The sequence below is a fragment of the Pedobacter jeongneungensis genome, assembly GCF_039538295.1.
Classification (GTDB): domain Bacteria; phylum Bacteroidota; class Bacteroidia; order Sphingobacteriales; family Sphingobacteriaceae; genus Pedobacter; species Pedobacter jeongneungensis.
Genome location: NZ_BAABBY010000006.1, coordinates 207,510 through 224,775, shown reverse-complemented (window position 1 = coordinate 224,775; position 17,266 = coordinate 207,510). Strand labels below are relative to the sequence as shown.

Here is a 17,266-nt window from a genome sequence, read left to right as displayed (position 1 = left end):
ATCACTTTATAACAATGAGTAAGAATTTAAAAATCGGTTTATTTGGTTTCGGGGTTGTGGGACAGGGCTTATTGGACATTATCCAAAGTCAGAACCTGAACCTGGAGATCATTAAAATCGCGATAAAAGATCCAAGGAAGAAACGTACCTTAAATAAAGATCTGTTTACTACTGATCGTAACGAAATATTGAATAATACAGAGATCAATACTATTGTAGAATTGATCAATGATGCTGATGCGGCATACGAAATTGTAACTACTGCTTTAAAAAATGGTAAAAATGTGGTATCAGCAAATAAAAAGATGATCGCTACACATTTAAAAGAACTGGTTGATTTACAGCAGGAATATGGCACCTCCCTGTTATACGAAGGTGCGGTTTGTGGCAGTATTCCGATTATCCGTAATCTGGAGGAATATTACGACAATGAGTTATTCCATGCCTTGAGCGGTATTTTTAACGGATCATCTAATTATATTCTGTCGAAAATATTTAACGAAAACCAAAGTTACGATTCGGCGTTAAAAGAGGCACAGGATTTAGGTTTTGCAGAAACCGACCCGATTTTGGACGTTGGAGGTTACGATCCGAAATATAAACTGGCCATTGCTACTGCACATGCTTACGGTTTGTTTGTAAATCCTGATGCGATATTAAATATCGGTATCCAGAACCTTTCTCAGCACGATATTAAATATGCCCGCGAGAAAAATTTCAAAATTAAGCTGGTTCCAACAGCACGCAAGGTAAATACTAAAGACATTGTGACTTATGTATTGCCAAAACTGGTAGCTAAAGATGATTTTCTTTATAATGTAGAAAACGAATACAATGCAGTTGCCGTACAGGCAGCTTTTGCTGATAAACAGTTTTTCTATGGAAAAGGTGCAGGTGGCCACCCTACTGGTGCAGCAGTATTATCTGATATTGCAGCACTACGTTACGATTATCGTTATGAGTATAAAAAATACCATTCAGAAAATGGGGTAAAACATACTGAAGAAATTCTTTTAGAAGTTTACCTGCGTTACGCAGATGAAGATCTGATTACGTTACTGGAATTTGATAACATCAGCGAGCGTTATTCGGCCAGCAGCTATAAATATGTGGTTGGAACAGTTAAACTGGAAAGTTTGATAAAAAACCGCGATTTGCTTTTAGATCAATCTGTTTTTGTTGCTTATACCGGAAGACAGATTTATAAACAAGAGCAATTGAGTGAAAATGTTTTTGCCGCAGAGCTGGCAAGCCTATAATTTATTTTTAGGGTTAATTTTTTTATTTGTTTTGTTGTTAAGTATAAAGGTCGGAGCGATTCTGACCTTTTGCGTTTTATTTAAAATGTGCTAAAATTCTATCCCTATCTTCATTTGCCTTATCATTTTTATGATAAAGCTCAATAAATATGATTTTCTTTTCATCAGCAAAATAAGCATAGATCAATCTCAATCCTGAGTTTACTCCTTTTCCTTTCAATGATTTACAAGCCATCTTTTTGATTTTAATGACACAAGTTGTTATGCCTAAATTATCGATATTGAAACTGAAAGGTGGTTGTTCATTTGGTCGGGTATTTAAAATCCCCTTTACTATTTCAAGGTCGTCATTTAATGTCCTGTATTTTTTCAAGAGAAATTTTAAATCCCTGTTAAATTCCGTTAACGAATCATAATGCATAGGCTAATTATCATCTTCATCGTAAACTCTAACCGAATAAGGTACTTCTCTGTAAAATGCCAGTTCATAACTGATATCCTTACCAATTTCCGTTACTTCCCAGGGTAAATCTTTGTGTGAATAATCGCTTATGGCATTGGCCGACCAATCGCTCATCTGATCGATTACTTTATCTATCACATCTTTTTCGCTTGCTTTAAGTTTGGTTAAATCTGCTTTCTCTAACGGCACAAAGCGTTTTTGAGGAAAGCCCCTGTAATCGGTTTTGATTATTTCGACCTGTTTCATATCAATCATCTGCTCAATGACAGCATCTAATTTTTGCGGAACAGGCCCATATGGAAGCTTTTTATAATTGGCACCAGTTAAATGCTCCTCGTATAATTCGTAATAATTAAAATCAGAAAAGTATAATAATTTATTCAGCACTGTTTCGCCAACATTGGGTTTGCCAGAACAACGTTCCAAAATATAAAGCAGCACGTTTTTAAACTTATTTATATTTAAGGTAGGTACAGAAATACGTTCTTCAATTATAGCTTCTTCCGGTTGATTGGGTAATTTTAAATGTTGATTATGGTAAAAATTGGCGGATGCAAAATCATCGAGAGAAAAGCCTATAACCATTGATAGTTTATGCATTTCTATAAAACTTATACTTCTGTTACCTAACTCTATCTGGGTTAGTGATGGACGTGAAATGCCAATGCTTTTTGCAAGATCATCCTGAGAGAAGCCATTTTTTAAGCGTAGATTGGCAATACGCTCACCTATTTCCTTTTTAGATAATTCATTTCCCATAACACAAAAATAGGGAATGTTTTAAAAACAAACAACAATATGATTGATTTTAAAACAAAATATCTTAACTTCAGAATTTATAAAAGTTAAGGTTTTACCCTGATATATTTCTCTATAATTACGCGGTCCACCCCTGCTGCTTCAACCTTTTCAATTCCTTTTTGTATCAGGGTATCCTGATGGACGGCTAATTTAAAACCAAATGTTTTTCCCTCCCAGTTTTTGTTTTTATAATATTCCAGGTGCTCGGTGTAATCCTCTCCTTTTAAAATAAACGTTCCTCCACCTGCGTCAAAACTGGTGGTATCTTTGGGATCAAGGCTATGCTTCAGGAAAGCGAAATGGCTATCGTTAAACATCTTAATCATTTTTAGCTTTCCTGAATAGTCAGTGGTTTCACTTTTTCCTTTATCAATAGTGGTGGCCGAAATCAATTGCCAGGTACCCTGAATATCCAGTCCCTTTTTATTTTCGTTTTTATTGGCACAAGACCATAACGAAAGCACAACAAAAAGCATTAAAATGTTTAATCTCATAATTTATCATATTTGGTTAAATTTTTACCCTCTGCCAGCCATTTTAATCAGTTTGTGGGCCAGATCTTTGCCTAAATATCCGTCTATAATGGTATGTACTACATATAAAATCGGCGTCATTAAAATCGCTACTACAAATTTATAGGTATAGTTAACCAGGCCAATTGCAGCAACCATTTTCCAGCTGTAATGATACTGCGGATTTAAATAAAAGGCAATAAAAATTACCACGAAACTGTCAATCAGTTGAGAAACCAGTGTTGATCCGGTAGCACGCAACCATAAGGCGCGTTCGCCGGTGATTTTCTTAATCCGGTGAAAAATTAAAACGTCTGCCAGCTGACCGATGATGAAAGCGGTAATGGAACCTACTATAATCCACATCCCCTGACCGAAAATCCCTGCAAAAGCATTATTCATATTGAGGTCTTCGCCATTGATGTTTTGATGCACCCAAAAATCGGCCGCACTTAAATGCATCGATCCCCAAACCACCAAAAAGGCAAATGCAATTAAAATGGAAGTGAGAATAGATAAAAAACGAACCTGTTTTACACCGAAATATTCATTTATTATATCAGTCATGATAAAAATAATGGGCCAGGTTAATACGCCTGCCGACATTACAAACGACAGATTGGGAACGCCCAACAAGTTGATATCGAACTTTTTAATGCCCAGTGTTTCCTCTACACTAAATAATTTAACACCTATAAATTCGGATAGTATGGCATTTGCCACGAAAAAGCTACCCAGAATGAGTAGTAAACGGCTTTCTTTTGTCTTAAAAGTCATAGAGTATAAATCTATAAATAAATCACAGATTTTAGCGTGATGAGGCTTCTATTTTTAGCTTTGATAACACAAAGATTACGCTTGTGCCCTGCTGCGAAATTAGTTCAACATAAAGTGATGATTTTTACAATCATTCGACGCTAAAAATAGGTTAACAACTTAAATCTCCCAATCTTTGCGCCATCAAATTCTGGTAAACTTCATGGCTAAAAAACAACACTTTTTCCTGATCCTTATTTTGGGTTCGCTGGCTGCACTTGGCCCCTTTTCAATCGACATGTATCTACCTGGTTTTGTGGATATTGCAAAGGATTTAAAGAGCACCGAATCTACTGTAGCACTCTCTCTATCGAGCTTTTTTATCGGGATTTCTGCCGGCCAGTTATTATACGGGCCGCTTCTGGATAAATTTGGCCGAAAAAAACCATTATACTTTGGCCTGGCCCTTTATATTTTCGCCTCATTTTTGTGTCTGGCTGTAACGGATGTAAATCAGTTAATCGTATTGCGTTTTGTACAGGCCATCGGGAGTTGCGCCACGGCCGTAGCATCTGTAGCGATGGTTAGGGATTTGTTCTCTGTTGAAGAAAGTCCGAAAGTATTTGCTTCTTTAATGCTGGTAATTGCCGTTTCACCAATGCTGGCCCCAACAGCTGGCGGATACCTAATTTCTGCATTGGGCTGGAAATATGTATTCGTATTTTTAGGTTTAATGGCTATTTTAATGTTATTGGCCTCTATCTTCAAATTACCGGAAAGTTATAAACCCGATCCGAATTATTCTTTAAAGCCAAAGCCAATTTTAACCAATTTTTATACGGTTTTAAAAGAACCTCAGTTTTATACTTATGCGTTAATCAGCTCGGTTACCTTTTCCGGTTTATTTGCCTATGTATCTTCCTCTCCGCAGGTATTTATGAAGATTTACGAAGTGAGCAAAACAGGTTACGGATGGATCTTCGCCCTGTTATCGGTAGCATTTATTGGTTCCAGTCAGGTAAATAGTCTCATTTTAAAATGGTTTACCAGCAAAAAAATTGTAACCTGGGCGTTAATTGCACAATGTGTTTTCAGTCTGATCTTTTTAATTTTCGGATTAAATAACTGGCTAAACTTATATTCCACCATTGGTTTTATCGCATTATTTCTGGCCTGCTTAGGATTAATTAATCCAAACGCTGCTGCTTTATCACTTGCGCCTTTCACCAAAAATGCAGGTAGCGCATCTGCATTAATGGGTGCCCTGCAAATGGGATTGGGTGCATTGGCCTCAGTAATGGTTAGTTTATTTAGTGAACATTCAGTGGTACCTATGCCTTTGGTTATGACAGCCGCTGCATTTATCGCTTTATTTTGTTTATTAATCGGTAGAAGGTTTATCACTACTGAAATCGAAGCTTCAGCTGATTCGGCTGTTGCAGCACATTAGTAATAAACGTCAGTTATTTTCTCAAGGGAGCCTAGGTGACTAAGTTGGTTCAAACAACCGCCCAATAATTATAAGCCTATATTTTTCACTACCTAGTCACCTGAGAACATGTAAGGCAGGTGTATTATTTTTTATCCAAAAACACGAAATGTCTAACTTCCTGGTAAAAGCCTGTTTTCAACTCATCTCAAAGTTTTAACCTTTCGTCGCAGCATTTTTCGCATTGGTCTCAATTATTAAAATGAGCCCTTAACCGGATATATTTTTGTGTTCAATAGTTATATAGACACAAAATTTATTCGCCATGCGCAAATACATCAAATATATTGTCGTACTCATTTTGCTTGTAGCGCCCTATGCAATCAGCGCACAGGAGATTCCGCAAGTTTGGGATTTAAAAACGGCTATCGAGTATGCTAAAGAGAAAAACATCAGTATTAATACCTTAAAGCTGAGTTCGCAAACAGCTGAACAGAATTTAATCGCTTCAAAAGCAGCCGTACTTCCAAATTTATCCGGAAATGTTTCGCAAGCGATTACCAATTATAAATCCGGTTTGCAAAATACCAGCGGTTTTGGTTTAAGTTCGGATATGACTCTTTACAATGGCAGCTATTTAAAAAACGACATTAAAGCTAAAGAACTCAGCTTGCAGACCGCTAATCTATCAGTAGAAGCCGCCAAAAACGACATTACCATCTCCATCACCCAGGCTTATCTCAATATTTTATTGGCCAGGGAGAACATTACCTATTTAAAAGATTTATTAATTACCAGCGAAGCCCAGGTTAAACAATCAGAACAGCAATATAAGTTTGGTACCATCGCCAAAAAAGATCTTTTGCAGCTACAGGCTACTTATGCCAATGATAAATATACTTTAGTTACCGCACAAAACACCTTACAGCAGAATATTTTAACCTTAAAACAATTATTGCAATTACCAACAACTACTCCTTTCGAAGTAAGCGCAACCGATACCGTTGCCGTTGCTCCGGCTTTGGATAATCTGGCTTCGGCACAAGATCTGGCATTGCGTACCCGTCCGGAAATTAAAAGTGGAGAATTAAATATTCAGCTGCAAACAACCGAATTGGCCAAGGCGAAATCAACCTTACGTCCAACGCTGAGTTTAGGTGGATCGCTTAATACAGGTTACAGCAATAATAATCTTGGAAGTTATGGTTATCAGCTGAATAACAGCTTTTATCAAAACCTGGGTTTAACACTATCTATTCCGATTTTTGATAGAAAAGTGACCAAAACAAATGTAGCAAAGGCAAATATTGGCATTGAGCAGGCACGTTTATCGCTTTTAGATGCTAAAACCACGTTGACTCAAAATGTAGAACGCGCTTACATTAACGTTCAGAATGCAAACAGCCAGTATGCGGCCGCAAAGGAACAATTTAATTATACAAGTGAGGCATTGAGGATTTCGAACGCGGCTTTAAAAGAAGGCACCAACAATATTGTAGAAAATCTTCAACAGAAAAACCTATATGTGCAGGCTTTACAGGCATTTGTTCAGGCTAAATATACCGCGAGCCTTTATACCAAAATCTATAATTTTTACACCGGAGTTAGTATTAGCAATTAAAATACATGATGATGGCTACCGCCTAGTCTATTTAATATTTGAATCATGAAAAAGAAAACAATATTTATTATCATCGGTATCGCAGTTGCATTATTTGCGGTTTGGTACTTCGCACTACGCAAAAAAGAACAGGTGGTTGTTCTCGAAACCGAAAAGCCAAAAATGGGTTATATTTCTGAAAATGTTACCGCCACAGGTAAAGTACAACCGGTAGATACCGTTGCTGTGGGTACACAGGTTTCGGGAACCATTAAAACGCTTTATGCTGATTTTAACTCAAAGGTTAAAAAAGGACAGCTGCTGGCCGAACTGGATAAAACTTTGTTTGAAGCCACAGTAAACCAATATCAGGCCAATTTAGTGAGTGCACAAAGTGCATTGGTTTATCAGCAGGGTAATTTTAGCCGCCAGAGCAATCTGTATAAAGTTGGTGCGGTTAGCAAAGCCGATTATGATAATGCACTGTACACTTATAATGCTTCAAAAGCTTCGGTAAACAGCATCAAAGCACAATTGGCCTCGGCGCAAAAGAACTTGTCATTGGCCAGTATTTATTCTCCGATTGATGGAACCGTGCTTTCGAGAAGTGTGAGTGAAGGAACAACCGTTGCAGCGAGTTTTAGTACACCAACCATATTCAGTATTGCAAAAGATTTAACCAAGATGCAGGTAGAAGCCTCTGTAGATGAGGCCGATGTAGGCGATATCTCAAAAGGTGAAAGGGCAACATTCACCGTTGATGCCTTTTTAAACGACACTTTTAAAGGAACCATCCAGGAGATCAGGTTAAGTCCGTCCATTTCATCAAACGTGGTTACTTATAAAACCATTATCAATACTTCAAATGATGCAAACAAGCTAAAACCGGGCATGACGGCTAACATCACCATCTTTACCAAAGAGGTGAACAATGCTTTGCTTATCCCAACCAAGGCCATAAAATTTGCACCAGACTCAACTTTGGCGGGTAAATATAAAATGACCTGGGTTAATCCAGATAGAAAGCCAGCCGGAGCTGACGAAGCTTACGTTTGGGTACAAAAAAGTCAGAAAGAACTGGTACAGAAAAAAATTAAAACCGGTATAAATGACAATACCCACGTAGAAGTTTTATCAGGATTAGCAGTAGCAGATGTCGTAATTACAGGTTCACAAAGTATGGGTAAAAATGCAGCAGCAACTCAGGGGCAATCAAGTCCTTTTATGCCTAAACGTCCAAATAGAAGCGGGAGGAAATAATGGAACAGAAAATATTGGACATCCACGACCTCAAACGTGAATTCGTAATGGGCGATCAAACCGTTAGGGTCTTGAAAGGGATTACTTTTGATATCAAGGCTGGTGAATTTGTTACCATTATGGGCAGCAGCGGCTCGGGTAAAACCACGCTTTTAAACATATTGGGTTGCTTAGATAAACCCACAGAGGGCAGTTATTTGCTTGATGGTGTTGATGTTAAAAGCTTGAACCGGGATGAACTGGCAGGTTTGCGGAACACCAAAATTGGATTTGTTTTTCAGGCTTATAACCTGTTGCCAAGAACATCGGCCCTGGAAAACGTAGAGCTACCTTTATTCTATAACAAAACCATCACTGCTGAAGAACGTAAAGAAAGGGCTATTAAATCGCTTGAATCTGTTAAACTGGCCGAGCGTTTCGATCATACCCCGAGCCAGCTTTCAGGCGGTCAGCAGCAGCGTGTAGCCATTGCACGGGCATTGGTTAATCACCCGGTAATGATTTTGGCAGATGAGGCAACGGGAAATTTAGACACCCGTACCTCTTACGAGATTATGGCATTAATGCAGGAACTGAATGCAGAAGGAAAAACCATAGTTTTTGTAACGCATGAACCGGATATCGCCGCTTTTAGCACCAGAACCATCATGCTCCGCGACGGAAAAATCCAAAAGGACAGCATTAACCAAAATCAACGTTCGGCCAAAGAGGCACTTGCCAGTTTGCCAGAATCTGATGATTATTAATTTAAAAAGATCATGAGCATTATAAATTTATTAAAAATTGCCTTTAGGGCATTAAAAAGGAATAAGCTACGTGCTTTTTTAACCATGCTGGGTATTATCATCGGTGTGGCAGCAGTAATTGCCATGATGGCCATCGGCGAAGGCTCCAAACAAAGCATCAGGTCGTCATTATCAGGCATGGGTTCGAACATGATTACCATTATGCCTCAAAGTAATGAGCCCGGGGGGGTGCGTTTGCAGGGAAGCAGTATCCAAACATTGAAACTGGAAGACATTACCGTGATTAAAAAGCTGCAATCCAAAAATATCAATGGTTTATCGCCAGTGGTTTCCACCAGCGGACAGGCCATTAAAGGAGGTTATAACTGGCCAACCACCATTACCGGAGTTAGTCCCGATTATTTAAATATCCGCCAGTTAAAGCTTCAGGATGGCATTCTTTTTTCCGAAAATGATGTAAAAAGTTTTGCCAAGGTTTGCCTTTTGGGTAAAACTGTTATTGATAATTTATTTCCCGACGGGAGCAATCCGATTGGTCAAATTATCAGGTTTAAAAATATTCCATTTCAGGTCATTGGTGTTTTAGAACCTAAAGGACAAAGTAATTTTGGTCAGGATCAGGATGATATTATCCTCGCGCCTTTCACCACTGTACAAAAAAGGATTACCGCAACCAATTACCTGCAAAGTATTTATGCCTCGGCAACAACTGAAGCTTCGAGTGCAGCTGCAACTACCGAAATTTCGGATGCCATAAGAGAAAGCCACAGGTTAACTGCCGCCGAAACAGACGATTTCCAGGTGCGTACACAAGCCGAGTTAATCAGTACCATTAGTTCTACCAGTAGTATGCTTACTGTTCTTTTAACCGCTATTGCAGGCATTTCGCTGTTTATTGGTGGCATTGGCATTATGAATATTATGTATGTATCAGTTACTGAACGTACCCGCGAAATCGGTTTGCGTATGTCAATCGGTGCCCGCGGACAAGATGTTTTAATGCAATTTTTAATAGAAGCCATTTTAATCAGCATTACCGGTGGAATTATCGGGGTTATTTTAGGTGTAAGTTCTGCTTACCTTATCTCCTACTTCTTAAACTGGCCAATTTTGATAGCCGAATCATCAATCATTATTTCCTTTGTTGTATGTGCCATTACAGGTGTTTTCTTTGGCTATTACCCGGCAAAAAAAGCATCTAACCTTGATCCGATTGATGCATTAAGGTACGAGTAACAATAGCACCTCATCCCAGCCTGCCGTCATCCCGGCGCAGGCCGGGATCTTCAGGCAATTAATACATGTCTTTGATAAATTCAGAGCGATGAAAACACCTTAAAAAATAATAACTTAGCGATGCAAAGCGCGACACAAAAAATAATGACAATTAATTTCTCCAAAAAATGGATAAAAATTACCCTGCACATCCTGGTATGGGTGGTTTTGATCACTTTGCCCTATATTATTAATGCCAACAGGAGCCGTCCGCCACACCACCTCAGCAATTACGAAGAAAATCAGTTCCTCAGGTTAAATTTTATCAGTTATTTTTATTGGATTGCCATATTTTACCTCAATAACAAAGTTTTAATTCCATCCTTTTTCTATCAGAAAAAATATCCAGGATATGGATTATCACTTTTAGGTTGCTTACTTCTGGCCATTTCGATTCATTCTACCCTATTTAAAATCCTGTTACCCGATTTCGATTTCAATCTTGGACGGACACTTTGGTTTAATACCCCCACGTTTTTATTAACGATTGCTGCGAGTACTGCCTTTACTATGATCTCCGACCGGATCAGGGAAGAAAAAAGATCTTTACAACGCGAACAGGAAAACATGAAAACCGAACTTTCATTTTTACGTTCTCAGATCAGTCCACATTTTATTTTCAATGTGCTGAACAACATTGTGGCTCTGGTGAGGCTAAAAAGTAATGAACTGGAACCTACAGTAATGAAATTATCTGGTTTGATGCAATATATGCTGTACGAAACCGACGAGGAAAAAGTATCTATCAAAACTGAAACCGAATACCTGCAGGCCTACATCGATTTGCAAAAACAACGTTTTGGAAGAAAAGTAACAATAGAAACAAACATTAATATTGAAAGTGAGTTTGATGAAATAGAACCGATGTTATTGATTCCTTTTATTGAAAATGCCTTTAAACATGGTGTCGGGATGATTGAAAACCCACAGATATTTATTGATCTAAAAACAGAAAATGAATTTTTAACGTTTACTATTCGAAATAAGTTTAACGAAGATGAGAATGAAATAAAAGATGAGGCATCGGGTATTGGTCTTGCAAATGTAAGCAGGCGCTTAAACCTGCTGTATGGTAAAGAACACCAATTAAAAATAGATAAAAAGGACGGTTGGTTTAATGTAAACCTCACTTTAAAATTAACGGTATGATAAAATGTTTAGCCATTGACGACGAGCCTTTAGCCCTGCAATTACTGGCTGATAACATTAGCCGCATTCCATTTTTAGAGTTAGTGGCCAGTTGTGATGATGCCTTTGCAGCTAATAAAATGATGCAGGAACAATCAATAGACCTTATTTTTATTGATATCCAGATGCCTGGCATTACCGGATTGCAATTTATACAGAGTTTGGTTAAAAAACCAATGGTGATTATCGTAACCGCCTATAAACAATATGCTTTGGATGGTTTTGCACTTGATGTGGTGGATTATTTAATGAAACCGGTATCGCTCGATCGTTTTATGAAAGCCTGCAACAAAGCCAAAGATCTTTACGAACTTAAACAATCTGCAGAACACACTAACCTGCCCAAACAGGATTATATGTTCGTAAATGTGGGCTATAGCTTGATGAAGATTAATTTTAGTGAAATTACTTATGTAGAAGGACTTAAGGATTATATCCAGATCCATACTTCGTCCAGCCCAAAAGCTGCAGTAGTGCGCATGAGCATGAAAAATGTGGAAGATCAGTTACCCATATATTTTGAACGGGTCCACAAATCCTTTATCATAAATATCAACAAAGTAACTGCTATCCGGAAAAATGCATTATTTATAGCAGATAAGGAATTGCCGGTAAGCGAAAGCTACAAACAAGTAATTGAAAAGTTGATTAAATAATTTCGTATTTTTGATTATACAACAATTGCTATGACTATAATCGCACATCCTAAAAATAAAAAGCAAGAAGCTGCAATTGAAGCGGTTTTAAAAGCTTTAGATATTTCTTTTCAGAAAGAAGAAGAAAGTCCTTACAATCCTGAATTTGTGGCAAAAATAAAAAAGAGCCTGTCTGATGTTAAGAAAGGGAATTACATCACTTTAGATCCTAATAAATCAATATGGGAAAATTTAAAGTAGTTGTATCAGAAAAAGCTCAAAAGAATTTACTTGCCATTAAGAAATCAGGAGATAAAGGTTCTATCAAAAAGGTCAATCAAATTATTGAAGAGCTTTATGAACATCCTGAAACAGGAATAGGAAATCCAGAAAAACTCAAATATGATTTATCCGGATTTTGGTCCAGGCAGATTAACAGAAAAGATAGGCTTATTTATCTAATTGAAGACGAAATCGTCACCGTTACCATAATTTCTGCTCTTGGACATTACGGTGATAAATAATCTAAAAAAAAACGTCATCTCGACTGAAGCGCAGCGGAATACCCGCCTGCATCGGGCAGGGAGAGATCTAAATCAAAAGTACGCTCGAGATAGATTTAGCTCTGCTGAGCACTTACGTGGTTCTCGACTTCGTTTCACTTCGCTCGAATGAAGTCATTGTGAAAGTAATTGTTTCTTAAACTTTTGCACTCCTCTTAAACCGTTTTCACCTCATCATCACTATAATCCTTAATATCAGTGATATATCCGTTTATCAAAAGAAAATCGAACAAAGGTTTTGCCTCTGGTGTAACAGGCATATTAGCAGTAGTAATCACCTGATTGGTTTGTTTATCCAGGAAAGGATACGCAAATAACCGCACATTGGTATTAAACATATCGTTCACATAGCTCAATAACTGACCTGAATAGTTTTCGCCGGTAAAGTTTTTAGAATTGAATACGAATTTCAAATTGTTAATGTTGGTGGCCAAACCAACACTTTTCGGCTTGCACCTGGCCAGATATTTCGCCAAACGGTTATGCCGCGTAAAATTAGAAACAATCACAATATTTCCTGTATCGCACATTTCCTGAGCTCTTTTAGCCACCGTTTCTAGATCAATATCATCAGGAGTTTCTTGTCCGTCGGTTAAAACATTGGTTAACAAAACCTCAATCATTACCGCAAGGTTTCCGTCTTGTACCTTATTAGTACGTTTAAACTGATCAGTAGCTTTATTGAATAAATTAAAGTTAGGCAAAGATTTCTGACCGTATTTGGTCCTTAAAATCATAATATCTTTCTTGTACAAAAGATCTTTAGCCTGACGCGGATGTGCATCTGAATCAAATATTGCCGCTGCAGAAAAATCTTTCATAATCATATAGAGATTAAGCAAGATATTATCCACTTCAGGGAAGGCTGGCCCTTTAACCGAAATCAAATCGATTTCTACTGATCCGATGGTTAAATTATCAGCTAATGATTCGACCATTAGTTTAGGATCCTGATAATGGTAAAAAGCAGCATAAAGTAGGTTTACACCGATTATGCCCAAAACACGCTGTTGCATGTTTACATCTGTATCCAGCAAACGTACGTGAAAAAATATTTCGTTTGGAGAGCCACCCGGTTCGCTCTGGAAACGAAGTCCAACCCAGCCATGAGGCTCATTAGTGCGTTTATAATTTAGGGTGGTAACGGTATCAGCAAAGGCAAAAAAAGTGCGGCTTTCGTATTTTTCGCCTGATAACCGCTCATTAAGTAAACCAAATTCATGATCGAGCATTTGCAAAAGCCTGTTCTGACTTACATAACGGCCGTTGGTTTCCGCTCCGTAAATGGCATCGCTAAAAGTCATATCGTAAGCCGACATGGTTTTGGCCACTGTTCCGGATGCTGCGCCGGCATTAAAAAAGTTCCGTGAAACTTCCTGACCAGCTCCAATCTCGGCAAAAGTGCCATAAATTCGCGGGTCAAGGTTTATTTTAAGTGCTTTACGCTTTGTATCCAGAATTTCTCGCTCCATGCCGCAAAAGTACAAAAAATGAGATTAACGTGATTTTAAGAATGTAACTTAAAATCAATCTAAATACTGTCCCCTCCCTATCCGTCATATCCACTGAGTCGTCCTCTCGACTGGAGCGCAGCGGAATGCCCGCCTGCTTCGGGCAGGGAGAGATCTATGTTTTAATGCTAGTCAGCAGATTTCTCCGCTACGATCAAAATGACGGTTTGGAAGTAAAAAAATAAGGTTAATGCCATCCGGCACTAACCTTATAAAACCTAAACTTAAATGATTATGAAACCTGCATCGGCTTTTCAACAACATCTACCTCAACCCCGGCCTGATGCAAGCTTCACTATCTAAACCAAACTATTATGAAAAATCCTCTTATGAGAATATCTTTGTTAAGATACTATAATCTCTTTGTGTTGCAATTTAGCATCGTCTTTTTTACTAATGTTAATTGATAAAATACCGTCTTTATATTCAGCAGTAATGTTATCACCATCAGCACTATCAGGTAAATTAAATGATCTTGCAAATGAGCTGTAATCAAATTCTTTCCGTGTAAAATCTTTAGCTACCTGGGTTTCGTCTTTTTTAACTTCTGCCCAAACAGAAAGGGTGTCTTTTTTTAAATTGATCTGAAAATCTTCTTTTTTCAACCCTGGAGCGGCCAGTTCGATTACATAAGCAGTTTCATTTTCATAAATGTTTACGTTTGGCGATTTATCAACCATTTTGTTTTTAGTTACTGCATCGCTAAACAATGAATCAAAAACATTGTTAAAGTAAGGAGCTGTGTTACGGGTTCTGTTGTTAAAATTTACTAGTGTCATATCGCTTATTCTTTATTTTTTTAATTTTTAAATTGATAATTCATCATATTCAACTTATATACCAAACCAAATATTTATGATTTTTAAGACATTTTGGCAAAATAAATCAAAATTAAAAGACAAATTGACAGACATTAAGGCTTTCTCAGACAAATTCAACTATAAAACCAATATTCATTTGCGCTTTATTGATTTCGATATGATGGGGCATGTAAACAATTCTATTTACTTTACTTACCTCGAAATTGCCAGAACAAAGTACTGGGAAGAAATTGTAAAATGGGACTGGAAGAAAACAGGAATCGTGATAGCACACGCAGAGCTGGATTATATTTTACCAATTGTAATGAATGATAAAATCGCCATTCACGTAAAAACCTCGAGGATTGGCAATACCAGTTTTGATCTCGACTATCAGATTGTAAAGATAAAGGGTAACGAAGAAGTAATCTGTAGTAAGGGGAAAACAGTTTGTATTGCGGTTGACTATGCCACAGGAAAGCCCACCGCTATCCCGGAAGAAGAGAAACAAAAAATGCTGGGTTTTGAACAGTTAGAAAAATAGCTAAAGTCGTCATGCTGAACTTGTTTCAGCATCTTATATGATAGTTATTATTAAGACCCTGAAACAAGTTCAGGGTGACGAATAAAACTAATCAGGCATAATCTTCCCTGGGTTTAATATCCCATTTGGATCGAAAACGCTTTTAATGCCCCGCATTAAATTAAGGTGAATTTCGGAATATTTAATCGGCATAAATTCCTTTTGCACCAGGCCAATTCCATGTTCGCCGGATAATGTCCCGCCCAGTGCTGTAGTTAATTCGAATATTTCGGCAATACCGAATTTGAGTTTGTTTTTCCAGTCTTCATCACTCATTCCGGCTTTAATAATGTTTACATGCAGGTTTCCATCGCCGGCATGACCATAACAAACACTTTCGAAACCATATTTCGCGCCAATTTCTTTTATGCCATTAATTAGTTTTGGTAAGGCTGCACGCGGCACAACGGTATCTTCTTCTTTATAAACTGAATTAGATTTTACTGATTCAGCCATGGTTCTGCGCATGCGCCAGAGTTCTTCTTTTTGAGAAGCGGTATCTGCAAATAAAACTTCTGTGCAATTGTGTGCTTCTAAAACGAGGTTGGTTTTCTCGCAGTTTTTAAAAATATCATCCAGATCATCACCATCAAACTCAATCATCAATAATGCAGCAACATCATCTTTCAAATCAAATTTAATATCATCGAATTTAATTACCCACTCCACTCCTTTTCGCTCCATAAATTCTAACGCCGATGGTGTAACCCCGGCCCTAAAAATAGCTGAAACGGCTGCGCATGCATCTTCATTGGTACTGAAAGAACCCATCATTAAAACTGATTGGCTTGGCTTGGGCAAAAGTTTGGTCACAATCTTGGTAACAACGCCTAAAGTACCTTCCGAGCCAATCATCAACTGTGTTAAATTATAACCTGAGGCATATTTTAAAGTATTCGCACCTGTCCAGATGATATCACCATTGGGCAATACCACTTCCAGGTTAAGGATATATTCGCGGATGGTTCCGTATTTTACTACCCTTGGTCCACCAGAGCCATGTGCCACGTTACCGCCAATAAAACAAGAGCCTTTACTGCTTGGATCAACCGGATACAAAAGTCCTTTTTCTCCAACAGCGTTTATAAATTCTTCGGTAATCACACCAGGTTCAACAGTTGCCTGTAAATTTTCGGTATCGATATCGATGATGGATTTAAACTTCTCCATCGATAGGGAAACTCCACCATAAACGGGCAAAGCAGCACCACTTAAGCCTGTACCACCACCCCGTGGTGTTACCGGAACATGATTTGCGTTACAGATTTTAAGCAATGCAGAAACTTCCTCAGGAGAAGTTGGTTTCACTACAATTTCGGGCTGGTAACGTAAATCTTCGGTTTCGTCGTGACTATACTGATCTAAACTTTCAGCATCAGTAAAAACTTTATCAGCGCCGATTGCTGCTTTAATTTCTGCTAAAATTTCAGGGTTTATTTTGGTAAAATTCATTTTATTTGGCTGATGTGTAAGATAGTTTAACAAAGGAGTGTCCGATTTGGCCAGGCATAGGTGGATTTAATTTTTTCATGCTCACGTTAACCGTATCAACAAAAGGATATAACTCTATCACTTTCGAAATAATATTTTTCAAAACGGTTTCTAAAAGCTTTTGGGTATGCTTCATTTCCAGGAGAATGATATTATTCAGATCCTCATAGTTGACGGTCTGAGCCAGTTCATCATCAAAGCCCTGTGGTGTAAATTCTGTTTCCAAATCCACAACAAAATGATTTCCAATAAGTTGCTCTTCCTGATAATAACCATGCAGGGCAAAGCATTTTACATCCTTTAAGGCTACGGTTTGTTTGAAATGGCTCATGTATGTTCTGTAAGCTGCAAAATTAAATTTTTATTCACGAATATAATGCCCCTTGCCGTAAAT

General features: G+C 37.9%; 19 protein-coding genes. 11 read left to right on the top strand and 8 right to left on the bottom strand.

Going from position 1 to position 17,266, the window contains the following annotated elements:
• Nucleotides 1–14 precede the first annotated feature (14 nt).
• Nucleotides 15–1,259 carry a homoserine dehydrogenase gene (locus ABD769_RS13290; RefSeq protein ID WP_344851907.1) on the top strand — a complete coding sequence of 415 codons (1,245 nt, stop codon included), beginning with the start codon at nt 15–17 and terminating at the stop codon, nt 1,257–1,259.
• A 76-nt stretch (nt 1,260–1,335) separates the two neighbouring features.
• On the opposite strand, the gene ABD769_RS13285 is transcribed toward ABD769_RS13290, so the two are convergent.
• From ABD769_RS13285 to ABD769_RS13270, 4 genes are all read right to left on the bottom strand, one after another.
• Complete coding sequence (locus tag ABD769_RS13285; RefSeq protein ID WP_344851906.1) at nt 1,336–1,632, bottom strand: hypothetical protein; 297 nt, start codon at nt 1,630–1,632, stop codon at nt 1,336–1,338.
• A 51-nt stretch (nt 1,633–1,683) separates the two neighbouring features.
• Complete coding sequence (locus ABD769_RS13280; RefSeq protein WP_344851905.1) at nt 1,684–2,481, bottom strand: type II toxin-antitoxin system antitoxin SocA domain-containing protein; 798 nt, start codon at nt 2,479–2,481, stop codon at nt 1,684–1,686.
• Between the two features lie 86 nt (nt 2,482–2,567).
• Nucleotides 2,568–3,017, bottom strand: a complete 450-nt coding sequence (locus tag ABD769_RS13275; protein ID WP_344851904.1) for a hypothetical protein — start codon at nt 3,015–3,017, stop codon at nt 2,568–2,570.
• Nucleotides 3,018–3,041: 24 nt separating this feature from the next.
• Nucleotides 3,042–3,812 (bottom strand): queuosine precursor transporter, encoded by a 771-nt coding sequence (locus ABD769_RS13270; protein WP_344851903.1) that lies wholly within the window; start codon nt 3,810–3,812, stop codon nt 3,042–3,044.
• Between the two features lie 202 nt (nt 3,813–4,014).
• Between ABD769_RS13270 and ABD769_RS13265 the strand changes: the two genes are divergently transcribed.
• The 9 genes from ABD769_RS13265 to ABD769_RS13225 all read left to right on the top strand — a co-directional run bounded on the left by ABD769_RS13265 (nt 4,015) and on the right by ABD769_RS13225 (nt 12,448).
• The gene (locus ABD769_RS13265) at nt 4,015–5,241 is read left to right on the top strand and encodes a multidrug effflux MFS transporter (protein WP_344851902.1); all 1,227 of its coding nucleotides are present in this window, start codon (nt 4,015–4,017) and stop codon (nt 5,239–5,241) included.
• 304 nt (nt 5,242–5,545) lie between these two features.
• On the top strand, nt 5,546–6,841 hold the full coding sequence (locus ABD769_RS13260; protein WP_344851901.1) for a TolC family protein: 1,296 nt from the start codon (nt 5,546–5,548) through the stop codon (nt 6,839–6,841).
• A 45-nt stretch (nt 6,842–6,886) separates the two neighbouring features.
• Nucleotides 6,887–8,080: an efflux RND transporter periplasmic adaptor subunit gene (locus ABD769_RS13255; RefSeq protein ID WP_344851900.1), complete on the top strand. Its 1,194-nt coding sequence runs from the start codon at nt 6,887–6,889 to the stop codon at nt 8,078–8,080.
• Nucleotides 8,080–8,826 carry an ABC transporter ATP-binding protein gene (locus tag ABD769_RS13250; RefSeq protein ID WP_344851899.1) on the top strand — a complete coding sequence of 249 codons (747 nt, stop codon included), beginning with the start codon at nt 8,080–8,082 and terminating at the stop codon, nt 8,824–8,826. The genes ABD769_RS13255 and ABD769_RS13250 overlap by 1 nt, the downstream gene beginning before the upstream one ends.
• A 12-nt stretch (nt 8,827–8,838) precedes the next feature.
• Complete coding sequence (locus ABD769_RS13245; protein WP_344851898.1) at nt 8,839–10,062, top strand: ABC transporter permease; 1,224 nt, start codon at nt 8,839–8,841, stop codon at nt 10,060–10,062.
• Nucleotides 10,063–10,206: 144 nt separating this feature from the next.
• Entirely contained in the window at nt 10,207–11,250 is a 1,044-nt protein-coding gene (locus ABD769_RS13240; protein WP_344851897.1) for a sensor histidine kinase, read from the top strand.
• Entirely contained in the window at nt 11,247–11,945 is a 699-nt protein-coding gene (locus ABD769_RS13235) for a LytR/AlgR family response regulator transcription factor (RefSeq protein WP_344851896.1), read from the top strand. Before ABD769_RS13240 ends, ABD769_RS13235 begins: the two co-directional genes overlap by 4 nt.
• Before the next feature lie 30 nt (nt 11,946–11,975).
• Complete coding sequence (locus tag ABD769_RS13230; protein ID WP_344851895.1) at nt 11,976–12,185, top strand: DUF2683 family protein; 210 nt, start codon at nt 11,976–11,978, stop codon at nt 12,183–12,185.
• Nucleotides 12,167–12,448: a Txe/YoeB family addiction module toxin gene (locus tag ABD769_RS13225; protein ID WP_344851894.1), complete on the top strand. Its 282-nt coding sequence runs from the start codon at nt 12,167–12,169 to the stop codon at nt 12,446–12,448. The genes ABD769_RS13230 and ABD769_RS13225 overlap by 19 nt, the downstream gene beginning before the upstream one ends.
• Nucleotides 12,449–12,642: 194 nt before the next feature.
• On the opposite strand, the gene ABD769_RS13220 is transcribed toward ABD769_RS13225, so the two are convergent.
• Both ABD769_RS13220 and ABD769_RS13215 read right to left on the bottom strand, forming a co-directional pair.
• Entirely contained in the window at nt 12,643–13,959 is a 1,317-nt protein-coding gene (locus ABD769_RS13220; protein ID WP_344851893.1) for a nicotinamide mononucleotide adenylyltransferase, read from the bottom strand.
• A 383-nt stretch (nt 13,960–14,342) separates the two neighbouring features.
• Nucleotides 14,343–14,777 (bottom strand): Hsp20/alpha crystallin family protein, encoded by a 435-nt coding sequence (locus ABD769_RS13215; RefSeq protein ID WP_344851892.1) that lies wholly within the window; start codon nt 14,775–14,777, stop codon nt 14,343–14,345.
• Nucleotides 14,778–14,853: 76 nt separating this feature from the next.
• Between ABD769_RS13215 and ABD769_RS13210 the strand changes: the two genes are divergently transcribed.
• On the top strand, nt 14,854–15,342 hold the full coding sequence (locus ABD769_RS13210) for an acyl-CoA thioesterase (protein WP_344851891.1): 489 nt from the start codon (nt 14,854–14,856) through the stop codon (nt 15,340–15,342).
• 87 nt (nt 15,343–15,429) lie between these two features.
• On the opposite strand, the gene ABD769_RS13205 is transcribed toward ABD769_RS13210, so the two are convergent.
• Nucleotides 15,430–16,833: an FAD-binding oxidoreductase gene (locus ABD769_RS13205; RefSeq protein WP_344851890.1), complete on the bottom strand. Its 1,404-nt coding sequence runs from the start codon at nt 16,831–16,833 to the stop codon at nt 15,430–15,432.
• A gap of 1 nt (nt 16,834) precedes the next feature.
• Complete coding sequence (locus ABD769_RS13200) at nt 16,835–17,203, bottom strand: dihydroneopterin aldolase (protein WP_344851889.1); 369 nt, start codon at nt 17,201–17,203, stop codon at nt 16,835–16,837.
• Nucleotides 17,204–17,266 lie beyond the last annotated feature (63 nt).

Excerpts from the sequence above, each read along its gene's own strand:
- ABD769_RS13255 (WP_344851900.1), top strand. The coding sequence starts at position 6,887 with ATGAAAAAGAAAACAATATTTATTATCATCGGTATCGCAGTTGCATTA.
- ABD769_RS13200 (WP_344851889.1), bottom strand. The coding sequence starts at position 17,203 with ATGAGCCATTTCAAACAAACCGTAGCCTTAAAGGATGTAAAATGCTTT.
- ABD769_RS13220 (WP_344851893.1), bottom strand. The coding sequence starts at position 13,959 with ATGGAGCGAGAAATTCTGGATACAAAGCGTAAAGCACTTAAAATAAAC.
- ABD769_RS13250 (WP_344851899.1), top strand. The coding sequence starts at position 8,080 with ATGGAACAGAAAATATTGGACATCCACGACCTCAAACGTGAATTCGTA.
- ABD769_RS13215 (WP_344851892.1), bottom strand. The coding sequence starts at position 14,777 with ATGACACTAGTAAATTTTAACAACAGAACCCGTAACACAGCTCCTTAC.
- ABD769_RS13265 (WP_344851902.1), top strand. The coding sequence starts at position 4,015 with ATGGCTAAAAAACAACACTTTTTCCTGATCCTTATTTTGGGTTCGCTG.
- ABD769_RS13235 (WP_344851896.1), top strand. The coding sequence starts at position 11,247 with ATGATAAAATGTTTAGCCATTGACGACGAGCCTTTAGCCCTGCAATTA.
- ABD769_RS13270 (WP_344851903.1), bottom strand. The coding sequence starts at position 3,812 with ATGACTTTTAAGACAAAAGAAAGCCGTTTACTACTCATTCTGGGTAGC.
- ABD769_RS13210 (WP_344851891.1), top strand. The coding sequence starts at position 14,854 with ATGATTTTTAAGACATTTTGGCAAAATAAATCAAAATTAAAAGACAAA.
- ABD769_RS13290 (WP_344851907.1), top strand. The coding sequence starts at position 15 with ATGAGTAAGAATTTAAAAATCGGTTTATTTGGTTTCGGGGTTGTGGGA.
- ABD769_RS13275 (WP_344851904.1), bottom strand. The coding sequence starts at position 3,017 with ATGAGATTAAACATTTTAATGCTTTTTGTTGTGCTTTCGTTATGGTCT.
- ABD769_RS13260 (WP_344851901.1), top strand. The coding sequence starts at position 5,546 with ATGCGCAAATACATCAAATATATTGTCGTACTCATTTTGCTTGTAGCG.
- ABD769_RS13240 (WP_344851897.1), top strand. The coding sequence starts at position 10,207 with ATGACAATTAATTTCTCCAAAAAATGGATAAAAATTACCCTGCACATC.
- ABD769_RS13205 (WP_344851890.1), bottom strand. The coding sequence starts at position 16,833 with ATGAATTTTACCAAAATAAACCCTGAAATTTTAGCAGAAATTAAAGCA.
- ABD769_RS13230 (WP_344851895.1), top strand. The coding sequence starts at position 11,976 with ATGACTATAATCGCACATCCTAAAAATAAAAAGCAAGAAGCTGCAATT.
- ABD769_RS13225 (WP_344851894.1), top strand. The coding sequence starts at position 12,167 with ATGGGAAAATTTAAAGTAGTTGTATCAGAAAAAGCTCAAAAGAATTTA.
- ABD769_RS13280 (WP_344851905.1), bottom strand. The coding sequence starts at position 2,481 with ATGGGAAATGAATTATCTAAAAAGGAAATAGGTGAGCGTATTGCCAAT.
- ABD769_RS13245 (WP_344851898.1), top strand. The coding sequence starts at position 8,839 with ATGAGCATTATAAATTTATTAAAAATTGCCTTTAGGGCATTAAAAAGG.